A 26,022-nucleotide genomic window follows, 5' to 3' on the forward strand; every position below is an offset into this window, starting at 1 on the left:
ACAATCTAAAGGAACAATATATAGCCTTTAATCATTATGCAACTTCTGAAACCTGCAGAGAATGGCTTTCAAGAATAATTCAAGAATATGCAACATCAGGAATTACTGGCTTCATATCATTATCTGGAACTCTTATAAACTGGTTTGATGAAATATGTGCATCATTTGATTTAGTAGATGGTCGAAGAATATCTAATGGACCAGTAGAAGGAATCAACTCCAGAATAGATAAGATACTTTCAAATGCATGTGGATATCAGAACTTTGCAAGAATGAGAAATAGACTAATGTACTCTCTTAATAAATCCTCTAATCCTTCCTCTTACGCTATTGATGAAACAATCAAAAGAGAAGGAAAAAAGAGAGGATCTTATAAGAAAAAGAACTAATAAAACATTTAAATAGAAGTAATATGAGCGCACTAAAGGGCAGTCATTTCTGACTGCCCTTTACAAGTGGAAACCCCCAAATATTTAAAGCGAGTTTTTTATTGACCCCCCTTAAAAATTAAAGGTTCATTTTTTTGCATCATCATCAATACCTGACTGAATATTTGTACAGTCCATTAAAGAACTAATAAGCTGTGCACGATTACGTTTAGTCATTGGAACCTTTTCACCTGTTGTAAGTTCTACATAATCAGGACCAAATAAACGAATATATTCTCTATTAATCGTATAGCTTCTATGAATCTTAAAAAATTGTGTACCGAGTAATTCTTCCATTTTATTAAAAGAGACAGTACATGTAATTTCACCTTTACTTGTATATATAACTGTATTGTGCTGGAATGCCATTACATAATGTATATCCTTTAAGGGAATTAAACATGTGTGTTTACTCTTATCGTTTACTAAAATTGTTTTATCTGGTTCTATCAGTTTTTTAACCATATCTTTATAATACTGATATGTAGTAGAACCCATCTTATGAGGGAATACTTCTCCTTCTTCTAGTTTTCCTATGTAATCTGGTATATTAATATATACAATACGTCCTTCTCTTTCCTTCTCAATAGACCAGACGAATGTACATCTTTGTTTTTCATGAACCATTTCTAATGATTTCATATCAGTCATAAGAAAAAAGCATCCAACAATACTACATATGTTCTGCTGATTAAAAACACATTGTAAATCAATATGTGTCAATTCACTTTCTGAGCATCCATTCATGACTGAATAGAAATAATTCACTAATTCATTTTTGCTAGAATAATATTGACTTGGATCAGCACCACAATAAAAAACATCATCGTCTAGATAATGGCTTAATAAACTCATATCCTTATGCCAAAATGTTTGTAAAATTTCCGTACTTGTACCAATTAAATCATTTACCACTTTTTTTCTCATATATATCACCACTATTAATTTACCAAAAATAATATTATAAGTCTCATAGTTATGTATAAAAGGTTTTTTTATTGCACGAAAAGTATTCTTTAGACTTTAATTTATTCAAAAGGGTAAATCATACCCCCACTGTTTTCGAATTTTAGTAAGTATTTTCATGACATTACTTGTATATTCTAATGTTTTACTATATTTTTGTTACATATGCTTCCATATCTCCAATTTCATAGTTTAAAGCATCTTTTGTATCACCATTTTCAGTTGTTCCAGTGTGTCCATCTGCTGTATATACAATGACAGCTTGAATACCAGCCTGTTCTCTCACGAATGAAGGTGTCACTACACTTACATCTTTTTGAGTTTCATTTAAATACTCCACAAGATAACCAATCGTTTCACCACCACCAAGGCCAACAACCATACCATTTTCAATCTACTTTAGCCCTTCTTCTCTTCATTCATCTTTTATTCGTGTAATTATCTTACACAAATAGACTATCGCTTAAGTTTATTTTCGTAAGCAAATAAAAGGTGAAGAAAATATTATTCTACACCTCTATCATATCTTATGAATCTATTTCCTTGATAAGTTAATATACCTTCTTCTCCTTCTTTTAGAGATATATAGGCATAATAATCTACAAGAAATCTCCTCATCTGTCCATCTTCTAACCCAAAACAAATATAGTACTTATGACCATTCATTTCTTTTGTAAGTACATGAGCTCTTATAGAATGAACAGCTGAACGATTATTCTTTAACCATCATAAAATACTTTCACCAAACATATATTCCCCACCAAAAGACTAACAACTCACTTTTATTCATCTTCATCTACTGTATTAAAAAAACTTTCTAAAAACACAAATAAACAATCCATTTCTATCACCTCAATGTTTACTAGTATAGTATTTAGATATGTAATTGTTATGGACTCTATGTGTTTTTTATATGTATTTTTCATAAAGAAAAGGACTTCATTTTGAAGCCCTTTCTAACTCTTAACACTCTTTCTTTCTCATTACAAGATAAATACCACTCAATGATACAAAGATAGAACTAAATACACTTGCAAGTGGTGTCAAATCACTAGTCTGCGGTTTCTTATTTGGCTTAGTTTCACTTGGTTTAGATTCGCTAGGCTTAGTTTCACTTGGCTTAGAATCGCTAGGCTTTGTTTCACCAGGTTTGTTTTCATCTGGCTTAGATGGCTTGTCCGGTGTAATGACTGGATCTTTGACCTTTTCTAATCCATCAATTGCATCTTTAAGATTCTTATAAGCTGCATCTACTTCAGATTGCTCAGGTTCTTCCTTATTTAAAACATCCTGAGCCTTCTTTAAAGCGTCCTGAAGTTTATTCCAGCTTTCTTCTGTATAATCCTTCTGATCCTTATCAATAGAACCTACTAAATCCTCTAAATCCTTAGTATCAGCATCTTCTTTGATCACAGGAGTCTTCGCAATTAAATCCTTTAATAAAGCATTATAAAGATTTGTCTTTGCTTCATTGATTTCATTTGCTGAAGCATCTTCCTTCTTTAATACAGCTTTTGCCTTTTCTAATGCAATATCTAACTTTTCTAATGATTCTTTAGTATAAAGTGTACGATCCAATCCTTCTGCATGTTTAATAAGTGCTTCAAGTTCTTCTGCTCCATTTGTTGCTGGCACATAATGAATCTTGAATTCAGCTGCGCTGCCAAATCCACCCTTAGCTGCTAAAATATTAAATCTTACATACTTTGCATCAACTGCATCAAAACTGATTAACTTACCTTCTGCATTTAATGGAAGTGTACCTTCTTTGACTTTCTTGAAAGTCTGCCCATCAGTACTTACTTCGATACTATACTGAGTCACTGTACCATTACCAGCATTACTACGTGGTAAATAATAAAGTCCATCTACCTTTTCAGTTGTGCCCATAGTAATCATATACCAGTGTGGTAAAGAAGCACCATTCCATAATGTATGCCAGAATGTACCTGGGTTACCATCTAAAGCATTAGAAGCAGGTGTTTTTTCATTTGCAGTTTCCTGTGAAGAAGCAGTACCTGTCATTGTACCCTGATAGTAATATAAATCAGCCACATCCAATAATACAAGTCGATCTAATGCACTCTGTAAATCTTTTGCATACGCATCAACCTGAGACTGCATACCTCTTGGTAAATCATATACAATATTGCTCTTAGCTGTTTCTAAAGCATCTAAAGAATCCTTTGTATAAATCTTAGTCAAATCAGTGTTAGGAATCTTTGCAAGAATTGCTTCAATTGCACTATAATCAGCCTTCTTATAAAGAATAGTCGCAATCAAATCTTTCATACGTTTTACAACATCCGCAATACGCACAGCATCTGGATCAGCCTGACAAGTAAGGGCCTCTCCTTCTTTTATTAATGATCTCATTGCATCCTTCTTAGAAGCATCTACTTTCTTATCTGCTTCTAATGCATGTAAGATCAATAATGTGTTATCTAATTCACTCGTTGAAGCATAGTCCTTATTCTTTGCAAGCACAATATCATCAATATAGCCCACAAAAGCATGTGTTTTACTTCCCACTCTTTCAAATGGAATCATTGTAGTTGCAATAAGTCTATTGCCTTCAACCTTTTCATCATCACCCTTACGGTCTACAAGCTTGCCATTAACATATAATTCAGCATACTTGCGATTACGTCCGTTATCTGGGTTCTTGATTTCAATTTCAACCCACTGTCCTACTGGAAGTGAATAATCAAAAGTAATATCAAAGTTTTCTCTTGAGATAGCTACTTTACCTGTACCCTTTTGAACACCTTTGATAGAACCATAGCTTGATTCAAATAGAATCTGGTCTTTATCAACTGAAGATGAAGTACGTTTTACCTTGAATCTTAAGCTGTTGTTTAATCCTACAGTTGTATGAAGCTTAGTGTCTACATATGAAGAATCACCCAATAAATGAATAGCCTTCTTATAATCAACATCTTCTACATCTGCATTCACACCCTTATATGAAGTGTTATTGTCGATAACTTCAAATACACCATCTTTGTCTTCTACATTGTAGGCAAAGTTAGTACCAGGTGCATCTCCTAATAAGCCAGTTGCATTTTCTGCCTGACTCTGAGTCAATGATCCTTTACCCCAAAGCTTAGCACCAAATAATGCAGCAGATGCCTGAATACGATCATAAACGTCATATTCAGTAATACCATTATTGAGGTAATCTGTCATATCATTCCATACTGCAAAAGAACCACCAAGCATCTGTTTATCACCAGCAGGAATATGCTTACCACCCACTTCATTGATTGGTAAGTTATATACTGTTGAATTATTCAAATAGTCATAGTAGTACCCTGCATTTGGTACGATGTAATAGTTACCATCATTGCAGTTAATAAGGTCAAAGCCTTCTTCGTACATCTTATCCATATTAGCCCAGCCGTAGTTCCATAAGTTCATTTCTACATTCTGAGCCTTTACAGTTACACTACCCTTAAGACTTGATAAACTTCCCCATAGACGTGCTTTACGTCCTGATTTTTCTACATAATCAATCATATCGTTACAGAAGCGACGATATGCATTTGGATCCTTTGTATATTCATCCGCACCAATATGTACAGTTGTCTTAGAATCAAAGACTGGATCAGAACCATTCATATATTCACCAAAGATTTCCTGCACAAAAGCCACTGACTCATCATACTTAGTTACTAAGTTCAAATGATCATTGTCACGACCATAAGTACCGGCACGTAAGTCTGGACGCACCTTAGTAAGAGCAAGAGAATGCGCTGGTGTATCAATTTCAGGAACAATATTTACCCCATACATTCTTGACTGTTTAATGAAGTTTCTAAATGCCTTCTTAGTATAGAATACATCTGTACTTGTTAAATCAGCCTGGTTCTTACCACCCTTCTTGATATCAGATTCAAGACGGAATCCAGAATAAGCTGTCATAGGGTCCTTACCTGCATTAGAGTAATTTTCTAGAGGAATGACATTATCATTTAAATGTACCTGGAAGTCATTCAACTTATACCAAGACATTTCCTTCATCAACATTGTTAGATTATCCATAGTAAATGTCTTACGTCCTACATCAAGAATAAGACCTCTGACAGAATAAAGTGGATAATCTCTTGTCATACCCTTAGGCATAGTGAGCTTATTAAGCTTTAAAATCTGTAAAATAGTACGTGTAGACCAGAAAGCACCGGTTTCCTGTTCAGCTTTTACTGATACAGTATCACCAATTTCTAAAATATAGCCTTCCTTATCTAGCCCTAAGTTTTCTTTCTTATCTACAAGATCAAGAACGATATCTCCTGCTTTTGTTTCACCGCTTGTAACGATATCTAGCTTAGATCCTGTGATTTCCTTTAAATCACTCTGGAATGTTTTTGCCATTTCATTCAATTTAGAATTGCGCACCACAATACGACCATTCTTATTAAAGTTGAATGTACCTGTATGACCTTTCCATTCTCTTAATTCTGGTAATACGATAGGGGCTGCATTATCTCCCTGTTCGACGTTATATTTACCAGGAATATTCACTGCAATTTCTTTAAATAAATAATCATTCTTATCTTTCTTATTTGTTGCTTTGAAAGATAAAGTAGCAGTTGTATCAACTAAAGGCTGATAGATAGTCAAATCATCACCAACAAGCTGTTCATAATCAGCACCATTGAATGTAATTGTATAATCTTCAGATTCTGGAAGAGTTACATTAACCTTCTTATCACCCTTCTTCACTTCTGCCACTGTAATAGAATCCATCATTTCATTCACATCAACTGTTGGTTCTCCACCATATACTTCCATTTCATAAACAGAAATATTATTCCAGCTAATGCCTGTATCTGGATCTAATGGATCCATTGCATCAATATACAAGCGTACATAACGTGCCTTCACCGCTTTATCTAAGACAATCTTTTGAGTCTTATTAGCAGGACGACTGTTAAATACTTTTGCATCTGTCCACTTGTCTAATTCAGTTGCATACTGGATTCTATATTTTGTCGCTTTTCTTGTTTCCCAAGTTAAGCGTACAGTCTTGACATCTAATACATCTTCAAAATCCACATAAATCCAATGAGGTGCATTCTTTACATCAGATGCCCAGCGTGATGTTCCCTTAGTATTACCATCAAACGCTTTACCTGCTGTAAAAGAAGTACCACCTTCAACTGAAGAAGCCACTGCAGGCTTATTGAATGCTACGTTTTCTGTAGGGTTTTGAGGTGCTTTATCTGATGAATTCAATACTTCAAATTCACAGCATGATACACTGTCGTACCCTTCCATCTTTGTCACTTCAACTTTTACATAACGTGCTTTTTTAACACTAGATAAGTATTCTACAGAAGTACGTTTCTTGTTACCTGTTCTTTTTACAATAGCTTCACCCCAATTTGTATGATCATCTGAAGCATAGATATTATAAGAACCTGCATACACATCATTACTTTCCCAAACCATCTTTAACTGGTTGAAAGACTCAGACTTACCTAGATCTACATAGAACCACTGTACTGGAGCGCCTTCTGTAGACCATCTTGTACTTTCATTACCATCTGTGAGGTTTTTCTTAGGGAGTGTAGGATATTCTGCACTTACTACAACATTCTTGTTTAGCGCTAAATTGACATTCGTAGGTGTCTCAGTCTTTTCCTGAGTACCCATGACTTCAAACTCTGCCACTGAAATACTTGGATAAGCACCATCACGTAATTTTTCTACTGTTAATCTTACATAACGATACTGTACAGGTGTATCAAGTGTTACTACTTCATCTACGCCAAATCCTTCTGGTTTATCTGCTGAATTATGAATCAATGCATAAGATGAACCATTGAGTGATCCTTCAATCTTGAATTTACGTACTCTTTGCAGAGCATTACCATCCTTAGGATTCTCAAAATGGATATTAAAAGATGAAATCGTAGACTGTGCACCTAAATCCACATCAATCCAATGATTAGTCGCAGCATGTTCACCAAATTCAGTTGCCCAGCGTGATGACTTATCACCATCCACTGCTTTTTCAGCACCAAATCCAGAACATGCATAACTTGTTGTAACTTTCTTATTTAATGCAATATTTGTGATTGTATCTGCATGGACAAGTGTCATACTCCAGCTAGAAATAATCATACTCGCACTAAATAATGCAGCTACGACTTTCTTTAATCTTCCCACGATTTTCACTTTCCTTTCTGATTGATTGATTGTCCTCCAATAAAAAAAGACCAAACACAAAAAGACATGATGCAGCGCATGCTTTAATGTGTCTGGTCTTGCCTACTTAAAGTAACAATCCATCTCATGTAAGAGTATAGTCCATGTAACCTCTTACATCAAGTTTTTCATCACAATTATTTTAGAAATTTTTTTAGGTGTTTACCGCAATTTAGCCCCCACCTATATTTCATATAAAGGTGGGGAGTTCTTGTTCACGGTATGTTAAAAAAACAGGAGCACCCCCCAGATATGGGCAGAGGACACTCCTTATAGGCTTATTGTAAACACAATCCAAACAATAATCAACTTGATTTTTTTTGGTTAAACTATAATTTATTCACTTATTTGTATTTCTTCCTAAGATTAATACTCAATATTATTGCAACAACTGATGAAATAATTAATCCTACAACTAATGAGAATATCCAAAGATTATTTTCATTAAAAAGAAGAAGAACGGAAATATCCATAGATATTATGAAAAATACAAAGAAAAGATTTAAAATTTTAGTATCTTCTTTCCAATAATTTTCTTTATCACTATTATTTAAACTATTGTAAAATTCAAACCCACTGTCTAATTCTTTACCAACTTTAGTGCTTCTTATTTTGTTTGTTGCATACCAAATAAGTAGGTATATCATGTTTAAAAAAATAAAAATCATAGTATTCTTTGTCATGCTTATTCCTCCACAAATTCTAATTTAACTAACAAACTCATTTTTTGCTCATTAAACACTTTTTAAATATCCAACTTACAGTAGCTCCAATAAACAAACCTATAATTGCTGTTGTTGAATTACCATTTAAAGTGCCTACCGCAAATCCTACAACAGCACCTACATACCAAGTACTAACAAGCTTAGCTAATGTAAAAGTATCTTCTTCGTCATTCTTATTTTCATTATGATGTTCTTTGCTCATTTATTCGTCACCTCATCTAAAAATTCCAATTTGACAATCCATGTGAATAATAGTTTCCACATTCAAGAAAAAATTGCCTTGAAAATAGAACTATAATTATGAGTTCCTATTTTTAAATTTGCTGATAATTGTAGTTATACCAACTGTAATAAAAGAAATCAAACCACTAAACACGCATAAAAATCCAATTGGGGCAAGAAAGAAATTCTCATGCAGCACCCCTTGTGCATCAATATACTCTACCGACAGTCCCTTCACAAGAAGTAGTATAATTCCGATTAAAATCAAGAAACTGCCTATAATCGAGCACACCATATTATACTTGGCTCTTCTGGTTTCACTTCCATCTTTGATTACTTTTTCTGTCATGTTGTTCATTTCGTTTTCTCCTTTAATCAAATAATCCAGAGATATTTGAAACACATCAGACATCAAAATAAGCATTCCTATATCTGGAAGATTTTTGTTATTCTCCCAGTTTGAAACAGCTTGTCTACTCACATTCAGTTTCATAGCAAATTGTTCTTGTGTCAATTTTTCTTTTTGACGAATGCTTTTAATTTGTTCTCCAAAATCCATGTATTTCACCTCCGTGTTTCCAGTCTATAATTCAACCAAGTTTTTTTCAAGAAAGTGCCTCTTGCATCTCAAAAAAACAGACGCAAGAACCTCTTGCATTCCTATATTGAGGCTAATATTCCCTTCTCCAACATTTAAATTTCCCGTTTTATCTATTTCCTTTTTTTACTGATATATCTTCCAGCAAAACTATAAAAGCACAAAACATTATTAACCAAAAATTAGGGTGCATTGCCATTTCACCTTCACAACTTGAAATTTAGTTCAATTCTAATTTAACTAACAAACTCATTTTTTGCTCATTAAACACTTTTTAAATATCCAACTTACAGTAGCTCCAATAAACAAACCTATAATTGCTGTTGTTGAATTACCATTTAAAGTGCCTACCGCAAATCCTACAACAGCACCTACATACCAAGTACTAACAAGCTTAGCTAATGTAAAAGTATCTTCTTCGTCATTCTTATTTTCATTATGATGTTCTTTGCTCATTTATTCGTCACCTCATCTAAAAATTCCAATCTTCTGTTACTTTCAGTCTCTGCTGAAGACTGAAAGTTACCTTCGCTTTACTATTTCTAATAGTTTTCTCACATAATCATCTGCGTGATTTATTGAAAACTCTCCATGATACATATTAGGAAGAACTTGTATAAAACTATCATGCAATTTTTCATGAATGATTTTAGCAGATTTTTTCATTGATTGCTTTTCTTTTTCTCCTACATAAATTTGAACGGTTGCTTCACACTCTCCAATGCCATCTTTTAGTGAATAAACTGAGTTTTTCTGTAAAAAGGCAATCATATCACTCTTTCTAATAGCACAAGTATCTTTGTAATATTCATCAAACAAATTCGACTTTATTCGTAATGATTTGAATTGCAATTTTGAAAACCACTTATACTTTATTAAGCCATAGCAACTTCCAAACGCCGGTTTGATCATAGAATATGTAAATTTTGAAGGTATTACAAGTACACTTTCCACTATTGCATACTTACATATATCTTTGCGTTGAGATAAAATTTCAAGCAAAATCTGCCCTCCAAGCGATAGTCCTCCCATCATTAAAACAGAACCGCCCAATTTACTATTTACAAATTCTATAATATCCAAAGCATTATTCTCTATCGTTGTAAACTGCTTATCACATCCTGCATGACCATCTAATATAGGCAAAACCACATGATAATTTGTTTGAAGTCTATCAGCAACCTCTTTGTAATTCCACCATGATAAACCGCCTCCGTGTAAGAGGATAATTACATCGCTGTTTTCTTTTCCATATTCTACATAATTCAACCTCTTTCACCTCGCTGTAAACTTCCGATTTATTACACCCTAATAATAGCACAATCTTTCATTCACACCCAACTATCCGTATTTTTCCCTTTTAAGTTCCTTGTTGAGAGCCATTCCATCTATCTTTCCCAAGACTTTATTCTTAATAATGTTATCTTGAGAGAGACCATATATTTCTAATCTGTTTAGAAAGAGTATCATAACTCCATAAACGATTGCTTCTTTTTATAGAGTTAGGATCATTCACAATAAACATCCCCTGCTTCATTCCTCTAATCACAATAAGATGTCCTGTAGTAGTAAAGTCTCCTGGTTTCATACTACATATAAGAGGGATTCCATTCACGATTTCATTCTTCATAGAAGAATAAGAGAGGGGTATGTTTCTTCCATGAATAACATAATGTTTCATACCTTCAGTAAAGAAAGCCCAGGATGTTCCATCTTGATAATAGCCATGACTATATGCATAAGATGCCACATCAAAAGGGGTAATGTTATTTCTTCCTATTAATCCTGCAATAATCATTGCAGCACTCGTAGGACCACAGCCATTCATGCCAATCACATTATATCCATAGTTTCCATAGCCCCATCTTTGATCATATTGAAGTAAGAGAGGATAACGTCCTTTTGTGACTGGACCTATCGTATTTGTATAAACATGTCCTTTTTTACTTGGATAGTTGTAAACAAAATCAATAAGTTCTTCATTACGATAAAGTGATTGAATCATTGCATCAGGATATTGATCCTTATGATTTAATATAGTACGTAGTTTAGGATTAGAACGCGCTTTTATTTCTAAACCAATATCTTCTCTTAGTCCGCTTACACCACCACTTATATTATAAGCTATATGACCTATAAGAATTGAGAATACACAAAGCAATACAATGATTATTTTTTTCATATGTTTTCATCTCCTTAAAAAAGCATCTTCATTACTTGTATTTTACCAATACAAATAAAAATGCTTCTTTAATACATTCTTATAGAATTCTTGTGAACTTCTTAATTTTTTGGGAGAGTAATTGTGAAGACTGTTTCTTCTTTATTACTTGATGCAAAGATAGAACCATGGTGAAGTTCCACTATTTCCTTGGCAATAGCGAGACCTAAACCACTTCCACCTGTTCTTGAAGTACGTGCTGAATCTAAACGATAGAAGTTCTCAAATATACGATTTAGTTTTTCTTTAGGTATCTCTTTTCCTTTATTGATGACTTCAATAATGGCATCATCATGCATACTATGAACATCAATATTGATATCAGTATGATCCTTACTATAGCTAATCGCATTCTTAATCACATTACTAAAGACTCTGCTAAGTTTATCCGCATCACCATATAATGTGATATCTTCATCTTGATTAAGATGGATATTCTTTTCCTGTTCTACTAATACAGGATAGAAATCATCAATGATTTGTTCGAGCATCAGACGAATATCTAAATCTTCTTTTTCTAGAATAATCTTTTCTGAATTATAACGAGCTACTTCAAATAATTCATTAATGAGATCTTCTAAGCTATAAGATTTATCTAATGCAACATTAATATACTTCTCTCTTTGAATATCAGGCATATCTTTAATTTCATCTAATAAAGATAAGTAACCAATCATAGAAGTCAATGGTGTTTTAATATCATGAGCTAAATAAACAATGAGTTCATCCTTCTTCTGTTCATTCTCTCTTGCAAGTCTCTCATTCTTTATTGATTCACTCTTTAGTTCATTAAATCGTCTTTCTATATCATAAAGTTCTTCTGGTAATGTGATATAGTCTACACTCTTATCTATTAATTCATGAGATGCATGAGTCAATGCATCCATATAATAGGATGTCTGTTTATAAAGATGATGAATTATAAACGCAAAAGAAATCACTATACAGATTAATAAAAACAACAGAAGCGAGAGTGGATTCTTCACAATATTATAAAAGAACGCTAGAAACGTATAAATATTAGAATCAAAATCATAGACCCATTGAAAATCAAAAAAAGCAGCTAGATAGACTGCCAATACAAAAACAACTAACAGCCCTACTGTATAAGCTATATATTGTAGTAGTGTACGTTTATAAATCTTCTTTAAGATTGTATTAGTTTCCATATCATCCATCCTTTATTTTTCAATATTATAGCCCACTCCATAAACTTTCTTTATATATTTAGGATTTCTTCCACCATCATGCATCTTTTCACGTAAGTGTCTAATATGCACCATGATTGTATTATTATCTCTCTTATAATAATCTTCTCCCCAAACCTTTAAGAATAAATCGTCACTCTTTACAACATTTCCTCTATGAAGACATAATTCCCATAATATCGCAAATTCTGTTTTAGTTAGTTCTATCTTCTTTTCATTAAAATAGAATTCTCTTGTATCATTATTAATACGTATTCCTCTAAAATCTATTTCATTCTTTTCTTCTTTTTCATTATAGTTCTTATAACGTCTTAGCTGTGCTTTGACTCGTGCAACAAGTTCTAACGGCTGGAATGGCTTTGTGACATAATCATCTGCACCAATACTTAAACCATTGATTTTATCAATATCCTCTACCTTTGCGGTTACAAAAATAATAGGAAACTTATACTTTCTTCTTAATGTATTGCATAAAGAAAAACCATCCATATCAGGCATCATCACATCTAAGATAGCTAAATCAATCTTTAAATCATCAATATCTCTTAATACATCCTGACTAGAATAGTACTTATATACAATAAAATTCTCATTTTCTAAATAGATTTGTATTAAATCTGTAATCTCTTTCTCATCATCTACAACTAATATATTCATAAATATCCCCTCTTATGCATCATTATATCATTTACATTCCTATCAATTATTAATACTTTCTTAATTATTAAAAATTCCCTCTAGAGTTAGTCATAAATAATATGATATGATAATCGCATTGTGTGGAGGGAAATAAACATGAAGAACATGACTAAAGGAAAACCATTAAAGCTTATATTCTTATTCGCATTACCACTTATGTTAGGTAATATCCTGCAGCAATTATATACAATGGTAGATACAATGATTGTAGGACAGTTCTTAGGTGTTAATGCCTTGGCGAGTCTAGGCGCCGCAGACTGGATCAACTGGGCTATTTTAGGAATAGTAATGGGCTTTACACAGGGATTCTCTATTCGTATCTCACGTACTTTTGGAGCTGAAGATTATGGAAATATGAAAAGATCTATACATATGATTTTCTTCTTATGTGCTTTCTTTTCTATCCTTACAACAGTTGTTGCAGAATTATCTATCGTTCCATTATTAACTATATTAAATACACCATCTAACGTTATTCAAGGTTCTATTACGTATTTAAGAATCATGTCCGGTGGTTTGACAATTACAATGTTTTATAACTGTTTTTCTAGTATATTACGTTCTTTAGGTGATAGCAGTACACCATTACTCGCAATGATTGGTGGAGCAATCACAAATATCTGTTTAGATTTATTATTTGTAGTGGTATTTAAATGGGGTATTGCAGGTGCTGCGATTGCAACATTATTAGCACAATTCTTAACTGCAATATTCTGTCTCTATATGTTGAAGAAGGAATTACCATTCAAGTTAGAGCTAACAAAATTTAAGTTCGAAAAAAAGATCATCAAGAACTTATTACAGTTAGGTTCACCTCTTGCCTTCCAGAACCTCATTATTTCTATTGGTGGTATTATGGTACAGTCAGTAGTCAATCGTTTTGGATTCTTATTTATTGCAGGATTTACTGCCACAAATAAGTTATATGGTTTATTAGAAGTAGCCGCTATTTCATTTGGTTATGCTATTACAACATTTAATAGCCAGAACCTAGGTGCTAAGCAGTATGAACGTATTAAAAAAGGTGTCGCACAGGCTGCCTTCTTATCATTCTGTACTTCAGTGATTATTGGTGGTTCTATGATTCTATTTGGTAAGCATATCTTATTACTCTTTATTTCAGGTACACCTGATCAGATTAATAAGGTCCTTACTATTTCTTATAAGTATCTCTTCATCATGGCAGTATGTCTACCAATTCTTTATATGCTTCATTCATATAGAAGTGCCTTGCAAGGAATGGAAAATACATTTATACCAATGGTATCAGGTATTGTGGAACTATTTATTCGTGTAGGTGTTGCCCTCATCTTCCCTATATTCTTAGGACAGAATGGTATTTATCTTGCAGAAGTACTTGCATGGACTGGTGCAGCAGTACTGCTTTATATATCATATAAAATAAAAATACATGCATTATTAAAAGGCAATAGTGAGATGGCTTAGTCATCCTCTATTGCCTTTTTTGCATCATTAAATTTACCTATTTAGAATCGCCCATTGATATTTTCATTTAATTTGTTAAAAATCTGAAAGCATCTCTATCGAAGTGCCTTGAGATTTTATTTTACTACAACACTTACAAGATTGTTGTATTTAGGTGAACACTTTTAAAATGCTTTTTTACAACTTCTCTTGTATGTTCTTGATCAATTGTACAGCCGTACTGACCATTATCTGCATCTTCAAATTCCATACATTCCAAAAAGATACGTGATATTTTTCAATTTGAATTACCTAATTGAATATATTCTATTATTGTTCCTCCTGTCTTATGACTTCTTTTAATGAAAATTGATGCTGATCATACTGATAAACAAAAATACAACAATTTCCAAAACCTTTATTTAACTCTTCCGTAGGATCTTGAATAGCTCTTAAAAAATTAAAACATGCACCACTATGAGATACTACCAAAACATTTTCATGATCTTCCCTATCCATAATTTCCGTTAACGTCTTCATCATTCTATCTCTCGTTGTATTTGAAGATTCTCCACCAAATTGGATATAAAAAGTTTCACAATCTTTTGGACTAAGGTGTTTATTTAATCTTCCACTTTCTCCTTCAAGTTCTCCATAAAAATTTTCTTTTAATCCTTTTAATCTTGTATAAGGCATATCTACAATCAACTCTAAAGTATCACTACATCTTTCACTTGTAGAACAATAGGCATGATCAAAAGTAATGCCTTTTTTAGAAAAATAATCTCTTGCTTTTTGCGCCTGCTTGATTCCCTTTTCAGTTAATGGGGAATCACACCAGCCTTGAATTTTATGTTGAACATTAAATAATGTTTCGCCATGACGCATAAGATATAATGTTTTCATCTTATTTACTTCCTTTCATATGAACTAACCAAACTTATCATAATATATATAAGAATAAATAGCGAAAGACAAAAAGGTACTTCTATCCATAAGTAGACAAATAGCGGTAATTATCTATATGGAGAATGATCTTTCAATAGATCCTTTAAACCTAAGTAACACATATGATTGATGTTGTCTACAAGTTCATCTATTGATTCTTTCATACCATCTAGAATCCATTGAAGAACCATGCTATGAAAAGCATTGGTATCGTAAAGTGTCTCAAATTTAAATTCTTTGGATAATGAAATTCCTTTTTATATTTTCTATTATAAATTTTAGAAACAATTAAGTCTTCTAATTATTCATTCGTTAAAGCATTGTAACTTTTTCCTTTAAATATCATCTTTCTCAAATGATGTTTCATTTCCATACTTTATCGCTTCGTTGATATTATAATATCATATCCTCTCTTACTATCATGAAAAAATCGTCCATCAATCAAAAAAAGACACCTCCTAAGAGATGCCTTAACGAATTATTTAACTACAATATTTACAATCTTGTTAGGAACATAAATGATTTTCTTAATTTCTTTACCATCAGTATGTGCCTTAACATTTTCAAGTTCTAATGCCTGCTGTTTAACAGATTCAGCTTCCTGATCCTTATTAATAGATAAACGTCCACGTACTTTACCATTTACCTGTACTGCAATTTCAATTGTAGATACAACAAGCTTGTCTTCTTCATATGTTGGCCATGCTTCATAAGCGATTGTTCCTTCATGACCAAGTTTTTCCCACATTTCTTCACAGATATGAGGTGCAATACATGAAAGCATCTTAACGATACCTTCTGCATATGGCTTATAAACTGCTTTAGCCTTATATGCTTCATTGATGAAGATCATCATCTGTGAGATAGCAGTATTAAAGCCAAGGTTTTCATAGTCTTCAGTCACCTTCTTAACTGTTGAGTGATATACGAAGTCTAATGAACCATCATTTGTATCAGTTAACTTATCAGATTCAACAAATAATCTATAAACACGTTCTAGCCATTTCTTTGAACCTTCTACACCTGTTTCACTCCAAGGTTTAGATGCTTCAAGAGGACCCATAAACATTTCATATAAACGTAATGTATCTGCACCATATGCTTCTACAATATCATCTGGATTAATAACATTACCCTTTGACTTAGACATCTTCACACCATTTGGGCCAAGAATCATACCCTGATGGTATAGCTTCTTGAATGGTTCTTTAACTGGTACGATACCCTTGTCATATAAATAGTTATTCCACATACGTGAATATAATAAGTGTCCTACTGCATGTTCAGGTCCACCAACATATAAGTCAACTGGCATCCAATGCTTTAATAATTCTGGATCTGCAATAGCCTTATCGTTATGTGGATCAATATATCTTAAGAAGTACCAAGAAGATCCTGCAGAACCAGGCATTGTACTTGTTTCTCTCTTACCCTTTTTACCATCTACTTCTACATTAACCCAGTCAACTGCCTTATCTAATGGAGAAGAACCAGTCTTTGATGGACTATAATCTTCAAGTTCAGGTAAGATAAGTGGTAACTGATCATCGCTTAATGCAACAGATGTTCCATCATCAAAGTTAATGATTGGAATTGGTTCACCCCAATATCTCTGTCTTGCGAAGATCCATTCTCTTAAACGATAGTTAACATGCTCAGAACCACAATGATGTTCTTCTAACCAGTCTAACATCTTATCGATTGCTTCCTGTTTATCTAAACCATTTAAGAAGTCAGAGTTAATATGTACACCATCCTGTGTCCATGCTTCCTTAGTAACATCTCCACCTTCTAATACTGGAATAATATCGATACCAAACTTCTTTGCGAAAGCATAGTCACGATCATCATGTGCAGGAACAGCCATGATAGCACCTGTTCCATACCCAGCTAATACATAGTCAGAAATCCAGATTGGAATCTTCTTACCATTTACTGGGTTGATTGCATAAGCACCAATGAAGACACCAGTCTTTTCTTTATTTAATTCAGTTCTTTCAAGTTCTGACTTAGTTGCACATACATCTAAGTAAGCTTTTACTTCATCCTTCTTATCAGGAGTCGTAATCTTTTCTACTAATTCATGTTCTGGTGCTAATACACAATAAGTAGCACCGAATAATGTATCACAACGTGTTGTGAATACTGTGAATTTATCATCATAACCATCTACCTTAAAATCAACATGAGCACCGATTGATTTACCAATCCAGTTTCTCTGAATTTCTTTAGTAGATTCTGGCCAATCAACTTCTTCTAATCCTGCAAGTAATCTTTCAGCATATTTAGGAATATCAATAACCCACTGTTTCATATTCTTACGAATAACTGGGAATCCACCACGTTCACTCTTACCATCGATGATTTCATCGTTTGCAAGTACTGTACCTAATTCTTCACACCAGTTAACAGGAATATCTACATATCTAGCTAAACCATCTTCATATAACTGTTTGAAAATCCACTGAGTCCATTTATAGAAGCTAGGATCACAAGTAGATACCTGCTTATCCCAGTCAAATGAGAAACCTAACATCTTTAACTGTTTAGTGAAAGTCTGAATATTCTTTAATGTAAATCCTTCAGGGTGGTTACCTGTCTTGATTGCATACTGTTCAGCAGGTAAACCAAATGAGTCAAATCCCATTGGATGTAATACGTTATATCCCTGCATTCTCTTCATTCTTGACATGATGTCAGTTGCTGTATATCCTTCTGGATGTCCAACATGAAGACCTTGTCCTGATGGATAAGGGAACATGTCTAAGGCATAGTATTTAGGCTTTGAGAAATCATAAACATCTGTTTCGAATGTCTTATTCTCTTCCCAGTATTTCTGCCATTTCTTTTCTGCTATCTTATGATCATAAGTCATAATTTTGTCTCCTCCACTTTTAAAATAAAAAAAGTCCTCATGTCTAAGGACGAGAACTCGCGGTACCACCTTAGTTCATGAAGACTGATTCATGCGCTTAATGCTTTAACGCAGCAATACGTGATCTGCTTATCACAGACCCATCTCCCTAGCGAGTTCAATGGATAACTTTACTTATTCACACCAGCCATAAGTTCTCTTAAAAAGTATGACCATCTACTACTCTAGTTCCTTGACTTTTATATACTTACACACCTTATCATAATTTCCCGTTATTTGCAAGAAGTATCATCTCATTTTAAGGATGCGTGATGGATTGAGCTTGATAATATAAAGAATACTAAATAGTGTAGAAAAACAAACTAATAAGAAAGAACCAATCCACAATATCAACATAATAAGAGGTTGGAATGTAAGATGCATAGGAAAGTCTGTAATCTGTGGGATTATTTGATTCATTATCTTCATAATGCCAAGTAATATGAGAGATGCTGTCACATAGCTATAAGAATGAAGAATCAAACATTGATAGAAAGACATCTTGAAAATATGTATCTTCTTTTCACCATAGGCCTTCATGATGGCATGATCCTTCTTTAAATGCATCGCATGAAGAATCATGATTTCCATAATCATAAATATAGAAGAAAGTATTGTGAGAATAGAGAATACCACTAGAACCATCTGGATTCTATTCATATTCTGATTAAAAGTTTTTTGAGTTGATTCCCCCATTGCTTTAAACTCATATTCAGGATAATTCTTTTTTAAAGAATCTATAATGGATTTATCTTCCTTATATTTCAACATACCATATCTTGCAGTCGGTGTTTGATTAAAGATGGACTCTATCCAATGATAATTGGCATATTCATACATATAAAAGGCATCATAATTATAGGTTTGTGGAGAAATACCAACTATCTTTACTTCTTTTCCTTTTATCTTTAATTGATGCTTATAATAGATTGTCCAAGTTGTATTAAGTAATGTATTGACCTTATTCTTTTGTGCAAGCTTTCTTGCAGTAGAGAGAGGTACCGCAATTTCATCATTATTTTGTGGAGCTCTACCATATATATAATGAGTGGTATAGGACGAGTCATCAGATATAAACAGAACTTCATTCTTCTGATATCTTTGACTATTATGAGAGATTCCCATGAGATCATAATCATCAAGATTTAAATAATGATAGGATGCTTCATTGAAATGAGTCAAAGAGAGCGGATCATCATTACGTAATTTATAAGTAATAGACTTTTGTGGAATCAATGAAGAAAGATATTGATAAATAGTATTACGAAAAGAGAATGTAAAGGTAAATGTCATCATCAAACATAATAATGCGATAGATAGAGAAAATGACATCTGAAAAAATCTTTTACGACTGCTTAAGAATGATTGGATAGTTAATTTAAGTATAGGAAAATGACACCTTTTATTATTACTATGATTCTCTTTAGGATAACTTTCTATCTTTTGAATAAGTGTATCCTGTATAATACATCCATCCTTCATTTCTATAATACGATCACTATATTGTTTTACTGATGCTTCATCATGGGATACAAATAATACAAGAGAAGAATGAGAACGCTGCTTCAACATCTTTAATACTCTCTCTGCATTATCTGGATCAAGTGAAGCTGTTGGTTCATCACATAGAATAATATCTGGATCATAATAAAGTGCACGCTCTATCGCTGTTCGTTGTCTTTGTCCTAAGGAAAGATCATTAACTGAAGTATTCTTGAATTGTTTAGTCAATGTTTCATCCAGTATGTAGGATGATTTATGAAAGTAGTCATAGAGACGTATATTATTATTAATAGAAAGCCAAGGTATAAGATGAAAGTCCTGAAAAATGATAGAAACTTTCTTATTATTCTCATATATCACTTCTCCTGAGTAATCATGATCAAGTCCAGCAATAATATGAAGTAAAGTACTTTTCCCACATCCACTTGGCCCAACAAGTGATACAAATCCTGTATCAGGAAGAGTACAAGCAATGTTTTCTAAGACATGTTCATGTAGATAACGCTTGTTGATTGATTTAAGTTGAATCATATTATTCCTCCCTGAGTAATGAGACTATACTTTCTTTCTTAATACGAATAAACGGTGCAGATGCAGAAAGTATGAGTATAAGAAGATAGAGAAAATAGAAAATAATATAGAAATAATAAGGAGATGCAAGACATGTAAAATGGAAATACCTCTTAAAGGATGTGAGCGGGAGAATAGAAAGAATAATAATAAACATCACTATGCTGATGGAGTAAATAAATGTGCCTATAATAAGTATTTCTATCTTTGATTCACGCTGTAATTGTTTATAAGATGCACCCATAGAAATTTTCAAAGCAAGAGAACGGCTTCTTTCTAAATATAAAGAAGAGAAGACTGTTTTTGTAAGTTCTATTGCCACAAATAAGCTAATCATCATATAAACTAACGCAATCATACGACCAATAGAAATAAGTGTTCCATAACTCATCTTCTTCATATATACATCATTATCTACTTCATAGTTCTTTTCATAACGTTTAATAAGAGTTTCAGAATCCTTTGTGACTACATCTATTTTGTCATCTCTTAATAAATCTGGATATTTTTTATCTATATCATGATGGAAACAAACCAATTGATCTTGGTAGAAATTATCTTCTATTACTCCCACTACTTTATATGTTTCATTTTCTAAGAGGTGACATGTGAATTCTGATTTAAGTTTATGAGATAAATTATTGGTGATAATGACTTCATTTGTATGATGAGGCAGATGTCCTGATATTAATTTAATATGTTTTGTCTTTTTAGGTAAACGAATCAACAAGGCATTAACTCCTTTAATATACCCACTTTCTATATCAAAATGTTTAGTACCTTTTTCTTTTAAAGACAATGGTTCTCCATCATGACTGGATATAGTTACAATATCTTTAAGTGGTGCTTCCATGTAAGATTTCTCTATAGAGGTAGAAAGACCATTTAAACCGCTTATAATCACTAGAGATGTTACAATGACTAATATCTGAAAAAGTGAGAGTAATGCGAGTCTCTTTCTTTCTCCCAATACTTCTTTAAAACTATAACGCATAGAGAAGTGTTTCTTATGTTGAGGAATAAGTACTTCTTTATCTATATGATTGTCTTTAATTGTATGTAATGTCTGGTTCTTCATCTCCATGAGTACATCGACATATTCATCTAATAGGGATGTATCATGAGAAACAACGATGACTAAACGATCTTCAGATACTTCCGTTAAGAGTGTCATAACCTCTTTTGCCTGTTTATAATGGAGGGCACCTGTAGGTTCATCACATAAAAGTACAGGTGCATCCTTTAACAAGGCACGAGCAATAGATACACGTTTCATCTGTCCAATAGAAAGTTCATCAGGATATCTTTTCATAAGCTTTTCTATTTTTAAGCGCCTAATAATCTTATCCATCTTTTTCTTATCAAAATCAATCTGTCCAAAATAACATCCAGCCATGATATTCTCTTCTACTGTATAAGAAGGAATAAGATCGTTATTCTGTTTAATAAAGCCTATCATCTTACTAAATTTTTTATCTATCACTTCATGATTAAAAGTGATTGTGCCATTATATTGCAGTAATCCACATAAACAATATAGAAGTGTAGACTTTCCACAGCCTGAAGATCCTTTGATTCCTACTAAACCAGTATCTGGAAATATATAATTCACATGATCCAATATACAAATATCATAACTCACAGTTAAGTCTTTAAGTTCTAGCATATTTTTCCCTCCATTTTATGTTATAATGAGCCAGGTGATAAAAAATGAATCCTTTTCCATATTCTTTAGATAACAAGCGTTATCATACATACAATTATTTTTTAAAAACGAGATATCATAAAAAAGTCGCAAAGGTCTCTTTAGATGCCCATTTTACTTGTCCTAATAGAGATGGGACAAAAGGCTTTGGAGGCTGTATATTCTGTTCTGAGAAAGGTTCTGGAGACTTTATTCTAGATAGTGATTCTCTTTTAGAACAGTTTAAAGCAGGTGCAGAAGTAATGAAAAGAAAGTGGCCTGAAGCTGTCTTTATTCCCTACTTCCAGGCATATACAAATACCTATGCTTCTTTAGATCAGTTAAAGAAGATCTATGAACCATTTATTGGTATGAAGGATGTTGTTGGTATTGCGATTGCGACACGTGCAGACTGCCTCACTGAAGAAATATGTGCTTATTTAGAAGAATTATCTAAAAAAACGGATGTCTATATAGAATTAGGCTTACAGACTATTCATGATACTACTGCAAAAGAAATCAATCGTTGTCATACTTATCAGGAATTCTTAGATGGACTCTCTATGTTAAGAAGACATCATTTAGAAGTCTGTGTGCATATTATTAATGGTTTACCTAATGAAACAATAGAGATGATGTTGGAGACTGCAAAAGCGGTAGGAAAACTAGATATTCAAGGTATTAAGATTCATAATCTCTATGTGACTCAGAATAGTCGTCTTTATAAGCTCTATTATCCTTTCAAGATGTTAGAAAGAGATGAATATATTTCTTTAGTTGCAAGACAATTAGAATATATTCCAAGTCATGTAGTCATAGAAAGACTTACTGGAGATGCACCATTAGAAGAATTAGTAGCTCCTTTATGGTCTATTAAGAAAACAACAATTCTTAATGATATCGATAAATATATGAAAGCTCAGGATATTATGCAGGGAGATCTTGTGTCCCTCAAATAATATATACGAAGAAAAAGAAAGAATTTCTTAAGGACATAAAAAAAATCTGGCCAAAAGCCAGATTTCTTTTTATTATTCTTCTGTTTCAAGAAGACCATATCCACCATCTCTACGTTTATAGACAACACATACTGTATTTGTTTCGATGTCCTTATAAACGAAGAATGAATGACCAATGAGTTCCATCTGCATGATAGCTTCTTCCATGTCCATTGGTTTAGGATTAATTGTTTTTGTCTTAACGACAACATCTTCTTCTTCAGGTTCTTCAAGAGCTTCTAAAGTGTTAATGTTGAAAGCGAGTTTATTATTCTTTGACTTTCTACTTAACTTTGTTTTGTACTTTCTGATCTGTCTTTCTAGCTTATCGATAACTAAATCGATTGCTTCATAAAGATCATCACTTGTTTCTTCTGCACGAAGAAGAACATGCTCTGTAGGAATTGTAACTTCAATTTTCTGACCAAATGGATAAGTTCTAATTAAAACCTTAGCCTCCACATCTTGTCCCATGATGAAGTACTTGTCGAGCAATGCTAGTTTTTTAGTAATTTTATCCTCAATAGCATCTGTAATTGTAACATTTTTACCTCTGACAATAACTTTCATAATTAATTCCTCCTTTACAATTCTTTCTATAACTATATTATACATAAAAAAAACTAAAAAAACACTCTTGACATAAAATATAAAAAAAGAAGACGTTAATGTCTTCTTTAAGCTAAGTATTTCTTTAAGTCTTCTACTTTATTTAATTTTTCCCATGGGAATTCAACATCAGTACGACCAAAGTGTCCATAAGCAGCTGTTGGGCCATAGATTGGATTTAATAAATCTAATGTATTGATGATACCCTGAGGAGTTAAATCAAATTCTTTCTTGATTGCATCTAAGATGACTTCATCAGCTACCTTACCAGTTCCATAAGTATCAACATGCACACTTGTAGGATCCTTTACACCAATTGCATAAGATAACTGGATTTCAATACGATCACATAATCCTGCTGCAACAATGTTCTTAGCGATATAACGAGTGATATAAGCTGCACTTCTATCTACCTTTGATGGGTCTTTACCAGAGAATGCGCCTCCACCATGTCTTGCCATTCCTCCATAAGTATCAACAATGATCTTACGTCCTGTTAAACCAGTATCACCATGAGGACCACCAATAACAAATCTTCCTGTTGGATTGATGAATACCTTGTAATCTTCATACATATGATGTTTTCTTACAACTTCCTTCATGATCTTTTCTTTAATGAATGTCTTGAATTCTTCTTCATTGAAATCTGGATCATGCTGGATTGACATAAGGATTGTATCAACCTTTGGATTATTTTCATCTGTATAATCAATAGTTACCTGTGATTTCATATCAGGTCTTGCATGTTTGAATGTACCGTTATGTCTTAATTCACTTGCATAACGTACTAATTCGTGAGCCATAGAGATTGGTAAAGGCATATATGTTTCAGTTTCATTTGTTGCATAACCAAACATGATACCCTGGTCACCTGCACCACCTACTTCTACATTTGTACCTAATGCGATATCACTAGACTGTGTATCCATTACTACCTTGATTTCACAAGTATCTGCATCAATACCTAAATCTTCAGCAGTATAGCCAATTCTTCTCATAACATCACGAGCCACTGCTTCATAATCTACTTTCGCATTTGTTGTAATTTCTCCACCAATGACTAATAAATTAGTTGTTGCAAAACATTCACAAGCTACACGTGAATATTTGTCCTGTCTTAAGCATTCATCTAAAATTGCATCACTGATCTGATCACAAAGCTTATCTGGATGTCCTTCTGATACAGATTCTGATGTAAATAAGTTCTTTTCCATTTTTTCTTTTCCTCCTGTAATAAAAAAGCTCTCCTCAAAGAGGAAAGCGTACTAATCTGCTTCCTCTTATTGTTCAAGTAATACTTGCTTGGTCAAGGCACCTTCTATATAAGGGTTGCCACCACTTTAAAACGATCCTCATCTGTGTGGTTCTGAATAAGAGTATAAAAATATTTAATTAAATTGCCTGTACTTCAATAACGCCTGGGACTTCTTCTACTAAAATCTGTTCAACACCATCTTTAATAGTAGAATCTAACATCATGCATCCTGCACATGCACCAAGCATATGTACATAAACGATGCCGTCTTTGAAATCAACGAATTCTAAGTCTCCACCATCTCTTTGTAGATAGGGTCTCAACTTATGAATGACTTCCTTAATGGCTTCAATCTTTTCTTCCATGATTTCACCTCGCTTCTGCTTGACCATTATAACACACAAAATAAAAAAGAAAAGTGATATACCCTATAGAATCACTAAAAAACATACTTATTTATTAGACAATTTTATTAGATTGCACATTTTTAAGCATAATTCACTGTTTTTTGTACATATTCTATGATTCTTACCAAGCATAATAAAAGAACCCCTGAGGGTTCTTCAACGTTATTCATCACTGTTATTTTTAATATAATCCAATACAAAATGAATGACATAGAGTACGACAATCATCCATCCTACAGACATAAGAACATATCTACACAATTCAATATCCCATATTCCAGCTTCAAACTTATAGTTACTTACTATAGTTGGAACTTGTGTGAGTATATAGAGTAATGCAGCAACCAAAATATATAATATTTTTTTCTTCATATGGTTCTCCTCTACTGTGTTAGCATATACTAACTATACCATACTCATTTTTTTGTA

22 protein-coding genes and 1 other annotated feature are annotated in these 26,022 nt (G+C 33.0%); of the genes, 3 read left to right on the top strand and 19 right to left on the bottom strand.

Going from position 1 to position 26,022, the window contains the following annotated elements; translation table 11 throughout:
- A partial coding sequence (locus tag EAI80_RS04750) for a transposase (RefSeq protein WP_193760858.1) occupies window positions 1-389 on the top strand: 389 nt, incomplete at its 5' end.
- A 126-nt stretch (window positions 390-515) separates the two neighbouring features.
- Here EAI80_RS04750 and EAI80_RS04755 read toward each other — a convergent pair.
- The 11 genes from EAI80_RS04755 to EAI80_RS04810 all read right to left on the bottom strand — a co-directional run bounded on the left by EAI80_RS04755 (window position 516) and on the right by EAI80_RS04810 (window position 13,238).
- The gene (locus EAI80_RS04755) at window positions 516-1,355 is read right to left on the bottom strand and encodes a LytTR family DNA-binding domain-containing protein (RefSeq protein WP_129981132.1); all 840 of its coding nucleotides are present in this window, start codon (window positions 1,353-1,355) and stop codon (window positions 516-518) included.
- A 187-nt stretch (window positions 1,356-1,542) separates the two neighbouring features.
- Window positions 1,543-1,776, bottom strand: coding sequence for a hypothetical protein (locus EAI80_RS04760; protein WP_129981133.1), 234 nt, complete (start codon window positions 1,774-1,776; stop codon window positions 1,543-1,545).
- Between the two features lie 581 nt (window positions 1,777-2,357).
- Window positions 2,358-7,568, bottom strand: a complete 5,211-nt coding sequence (locus EAI80_RS04770; protein WP_129981135.1) for a discoidin domain-containing protein — start codon at window positions 7,566-7,568, stop codon at window positions 2,358-2,360.
- 383 nt (window positions 7,569-7,951) lie between these two features.
- On the bottom strand, window positions 7,952-8,290 hold the full coding sequence (locus EAI80_RS04775) for a hypothetical protein (protein WP_129981136.1): 339 nt from the start codon (window positions 8,288-8,290) through the stop codon (window positions 7,952-7,954).
- A gap of 37 nt (window positions 8,291-8,327) precedes the next feature.
- A complete protein-coding gene (locus tag EAI80_RS04780; RefSeq protein ID WP_009300065.1) occupies window positions 8,328-8,534 on the bottom strand; it encodes a hypothetical protein in 207 nt (68 codons plus the stop codon).
- A 96-nt stretch (window positions 8,535-8,630) separates the two neighbouring features.
- Window positions 8,631-9,113 carry a DUF3955 domain-containing protein gene (locus tag EAI80_RS04785; RefSeq protein WP_095889601.1) on the bottom strand — a complete coding sequence of 161 codons (483 nt, stop codon included), beginning with the start codon at window positions 9,111-9,113 and terminating at the stop codon, window positions 8,631-8,633.
- A gap of 288 nt (window positions 9,114-9,401) precedes the next feature.
- Window positions 9,402-9,608 (bottom strand): hypothetical protein, encoded by a 207-nt coding sequence (locus tag EAI80_RS04790; protein ID WP_009300065.1) that lies wholly within the window; start codon window positions 9,606-9,608, stop codon window positions 9,402-9,404.
- Window positions 9,609-9,674: 66 nt separating this feature from the next.
- Window positions 9,675-10,421: an alpha/beta hydrolase gene (locus tag EAI80_RS04795; protein WP_129981137.1), complete on the bottom strand. Its 747-nt coding sequence runs from the start codon at window positions 10,419-10,421 to the stop codon at window positions 9,675-9,677.
- A gap of 151 nt (window positions 10,422-10,572) precedes the next feature.
- Complete coding sequence (locus EAI80_RS04800) at window positions 10,573-11,334, bottom strand: C39 family peptidase (RefSeq protein WP_129981138.1); 762 nt, start codon at window positions 11,332-11,334, stop codon at window positions 10,573-10,575.
- Window positions 11,335-11,435: 101 nt separating this feature from the next.
- Window positions 11,436-12,542, bottom strand: coding sequence for a HAMP domain-containing sensor histidine kinase (locus EAI80_RS04805; RefSeq protein WP_161220278.1), 1,107 nt, complete (start codon window positions 12,540-12,542; stop codon window positions 11,436-11,438).
- Window positions 12,543-12,554: 12 nt separating this feature from the next.
- A complete protein-coding gene (locus EAI80_RS04810) occupies window positions 12,555-13,238 on the bottom strand; it encodes a response regulator transcription factor (RefSeq protein WP_192924004.1) in 684 nt (227 codons plus the stop codon).
- 138 nt (window positions 13,239-13,376) lie between these two features.
- Here EAI80_RS04810 and EAI80_RS04815 point away from each other — a divergent pair, with 138 nt between their 5' ends.
- Window positions 13,377-14,726: an MATE family efflux transporter gene (locus tag EAI80_RS04815; RefSeq protein ID WP_129981141.1), complete on the top strand. Its 1,350-nt coding sequence runs from the start codon at window positions 13,377-13,379 to the stop codon at window positions 14,724-14,726.
- Window positions 14,727-15,035: 309 nt separating this feature from the next.
- On the opposite strand, the gene EAI80_RS04820 is transcribed toward EAI80_RS04815, so the two are convergent.
- From EAI80_RS04820 to EAI80_RS04835, 4 genes are all read right to left on the bottom strand, one after another.
- Window positions 15,036-15,611: a histidine phosphatase family protein gene (locus tag EAI80_RS04820; RefSeq protein WP_129981142.1), complete on the bottom strand. Its 576-nt coding sequence runs from the start codon at window positions 15,609-15,611 to the stop codon at window positions 15,036-15,038.
- A 520-nt stretch (window positions 15,612-16,131) separates the two neighbouring features.
- Complete coding sequence (gene leuS, locus EAI80_RS04825) at window positions 16,132-18,528, bottom strand: leucine--tRNA ligase (RefSeq protein ID WP_129981143.1); 2,397 nt, start codon at window positions 18,526-18,528, stop codon at window positions 16,132-16,134.
- A gap of 42 nt (window positions 18,529-18,570) precedes the next feature.
- Window positions 18,571-18,770: a binding site (T-box leader), on the bottom strand.
- 46 nt (window positions 18,771-18,816) lie between these two features.
- Window positions 18,817-20,601 (bottom strand): ATP-binding cassette domain-containing protein, encoded by a 1,785-nt coding sequence (locus tag EAI80_RS04830; RefSeq protein WP_129981144.1) that lies wholly within the window; start codon window positions 20,599-20,601, stop codon window positions 18,817-18,819.
- Window position 20,602: 1 nt separating this feature from the next.
- Window positions 20,603-22,306: an ATP-binding cassette domain-containing protein gene (locus EAI80_RS04835; RefSeq protein WP_129981145.1), complete on the bottom strand. Its 1,704-nt coding sequence runs from the start codon at window positions 22,304-22,306 to the stop codon at window positions 20,603-20,605.
- 44 nt (window positions 22,307-22,350) lie between these two features.
- On the opposite strand from EAI80_RS04835, the gene EAI80_RS04840 reads away from it, so the two are divergent.
- Entirely contained in the window at window positions 22,351-23,283 is a 933-nt protein-coding gene (locus EAI80_RS04840; RefSeq protein ID WP_129981146.1) for a TIGR01212 family radical SAM protein, read from the top strand.
- Between the two features lie 72 nt (window positions 23,284-23,355).
- Here the strand turns inward: EAI80_RS04840 and raiA are convergent, their stop codons facing one another.
- The 4 genes from raiA to EAI80_RS04860 form a co-directional block, all read right to left on the bottom strand.
- Entirely contained in the window at window positions 23,356-23,892 is a 537-nt protein-coding gene (gene raiA / locus EAI80_RS04845; protein ID WP_129981147.1) for a ribosome-associated translation inhibitor RaiA, read from the bottom strand.
- Between the two features lie 107 nt (window positions 23,893-23,999).
- Complete coding sequence (gene metK / locus EAI80_RS04850; RefSeq protein WP_129981148.1) at window positions 24,000-25,145, bottom strand: methionine adenosyltransferase; 1,146 nt, start codon at window positions 25,143-25,145, stop codon at window positions 24,000-24,002.
- Between the two features lie 178 nt (window positions 25,146-25,323).
- Window positions 25,324-25,551, bottom strand: coding sequence for a NifU family protein (locus EAI80_RS04855; protein ID WP_022425304.1), 228 nt, complete (start codon window positions 25,549-25,551; stop codon window positions 25,324-25,326).
- Window positions 25,552-25,755: 204 nt separating this feature from the next.
- On the bottom strand, window positions 25,756-25,965 hold the full coding sequence (locus EAI80_RS04860) for a hypothetical protein (protein WP_129981149.1): 210 nt from the start codon (window positions 25,963-25,965) through the stop codon (window positions 25,756-25,758).
- Window positions 25,966-26,022: the final 57 nt, after the last annotated feature.

The organism is Catenibacterium sp. co_0103 (assembly GCF_004168205.1).
Lineage (GTDB): Bacteria > Bacillota_I > Bacilli_A > Erysipelotrichales > Coprobacillaceae > Catenibacterium > Catenibacterium mitsuoka_A.

Coding starts and splice junctions, on each gene's coding strand:
- EAI80_RS04760 (WP_129981133.1), bottom strand. CDS start 1,776: ATGGTTGTTGGCCTTGGTGGTGGTGAAACGATTGGTTATCTTGTGGAG.
- raiA (WP_129981147.1), bottom strand. CDS start 23,892: ATGAAAGTTATTGTCAGAGGTAAAAATGTTACAATTACAGATGCTATT.
- EAI80_RS04820 (WP_129981142.1), bottom strand. CDS start 15,611: ATGAAAACATTATATCTTATGCGTCATGGCGAAACATTATTTAATGTT.
- EAI80_RS04755 (WP_129981132.1), bottom strand. CDS start 1,355: ATGAGAAAAAAAGTGGTAAATGATTTAATTGGTACAAGTACGGAAATT.
- EAI80_RS04780 (WP_009300065.1), bottom strand. CDS start 8,534: ATGAGCAAAGAACATCATAATGAAAATAAGAATGACGAAGAAGATACT.
- EAI80_RS04805 (WP_161220278.1), bottom strand. CDS start 12,542: ATGGAAACTAATACAATCTTAAAGAAGATTTATAAACGTACACTACTA.
- EAI80_RS04810 (WP_192924004.1), bottom strand. CDS start 13,238: ATGAATATATTAGTTGTAGATGATGAGAAAGAGATTACAGATTTAATA.
- EAI80_RS04835 (WP_129981145.1), bottom strand. CDS start 22,306: ATGCTAGAACTTAAAGACTTAACTGTGAGTTATGATATTTGTATATTG.
- EAI80_RS04775 (WP_129981136.1), bottom strand. CDS start 8,290: ATGACAAAGAATACTATGATTTTTATTTTTTTAAACATGATATACCTA.
- EAI80_RS04800 (WP_129981138.1), bottom strand. CDS start 11,334: ATGAAAAAAATAATCATTGTATTGCTTTGTGTATTCTCAATTCTTATA.
- EAI80_RS04790 (WP_009300065.1), bottom strand. CDS start 9,608: ATGAGCAAAGAACATCATAATGAAAATAAGAATGACGAAGAAGATACT.
- EAI80_RS04830 (WP_129981144.1), bottom strand. CDS start 20,601: ATGATTCAACTTAAATCAATCAACAAGCGTTATCTACATGAACATGTC.
- metK (WP_129981148.1), bottom strand. CDS start 25,145: ATGGAAAAGAACTTATTTACATCAGAATCTGTATCAGAAGGACATCCA.
- EAI80_RS04785 (WP_095889601.1), bottom strand. CDS start 9,113: ATGGATTTTGGAGAACAAATTAAAAGCATTCGTCAAAAAGAAAAATTG.
- EAI80_RS04860 (WP_129981149.1), bottom strand. CDS start 25,965: ATGAAGAAAAAAATATTATATATTTTGGTTGCTGCATTACTCTATATA.
- leuS (WP_129981143.1), bottom strand. CDS start 18,528: ATGACTTATGATCATAAGATAGCAGAAAAGAAATGGCAGAAATACTGG.
- EAI80_RS04815 (WP_129981141.1), top strand. CDS start 13,377: ATGAAGAACATGACTAAAGGAAAACCATTAAAGCTTATATTCTTATTC.
- EAI80_RS04840 (WP_129981146.1), top strand. CDS start 22,351: ATGAATCCTTTTCCATATTCTTTAGATAACAAGCGTTATCATACATAC.
- EAI80_RS04855 (WP_022425304.1), bottom strand. CDS start 25,551: ATGGAAGAAAAGATTGAAGCCATTAAGGAAGTCATTCATAAGTTGAGA.